Annotated in this window: 1 protein-coding gene; it reads right to left on the minus strand. The window is 50.0% G+C overall.

Translation table 11 applies throughout. The annotated features are described in order from the left end of the window. On the minus strand, positions 1–1,052 hold a 1,052-nt coding region (locus ACTXGO_RS14485), incomplete at both ends, for a capsule assembly Wzi family protein (protein ID WP_443575012.1).

Below are 1,052 nucleotides of genomic sequence, written 5' to 3' on the forward strand. Positions count from 1 at the left end.
AAATGATCATACGATACGCCTTTGACCTCGCCACTACTTCGCGTGTCTGCATACTCAGCATAGACCTGATAAGGCAGACCTTGGTAGCTAGACGCATAGTCTGCGCCAGCTAAATACATATTTTTGGCAGGCAAGCCGCCCGCTTCATCTTCACCAACGTATTGTGCATAGACGCTAGCTGGGACGTTGAACAATGAGGATAGCTGAACTCTGGCATCAAAGCCGCCTAGCTGATTGGCAGGATCATCGTCTGTATTGCCCGCAGTAGCTTCATTATCTCTAGTGCCTAATATAGCATCACCAAAGGAGCTTAAGCTCTCAGGTCGACCCTCGCCTCCCCACATAAAGGTACGAGAAGCACCTAGCTCAAGCCATTGCCAGGGACTAGCAGTCAAGCGGGCACCAAAGAGTTTGGCATCAGGTACCGCATCATAGTCATCGAGCTGACCTGCGAACAGTTGATACTGCCAAGGTCCTACCCAGTCCAAATATCGAGACGTCGGCGCAGTTTGGGTATCACGTTGCATGGTAAAGCCAGTCACTGGAATACTAGCATCACCGCGGATGAGGCTACCATCATGACCTGGACCCCACCAAGCCGGTATCTTACCCGCGATTAGCCACTGATTGGCGTAGTTACCAGCCAAGTATGAGCCCTCAAAGCTGACATCTGAATCATCATCGATGAGCTCATCATTCTTCACAGTAGCTTGAAGGTTGGCTTCCCAGTCTCTTTCAGTCAGCGCCACTCCAACCATCACTTGTTGCCCAGCGAGCTTGTCATCTGCAAAGGTTTGCGGCAGTTGCTGACGATCCATTTGTAGACTGAGCTCTCCAAAGGCTTGAACCACAGACTCACGGTTATTACTCAATCTAGTCTGTATTGACTGGAGTACTTGCTGCTGCGCCTGACTCTGGGCATTAGCCATACTAATACCGCGGCTGATCTCACTTGCTGTCAGAGGCCAAGTACTAGTACTTATTTGAGTGACGCCCTGCGCGTTTAGCCAGTCAATTTCTGCTTTTAATCGCAGATCATTCATATGCAGGTT

The organism is Psychrobacter sp. T6-1 (assembly GCF_052258445.1).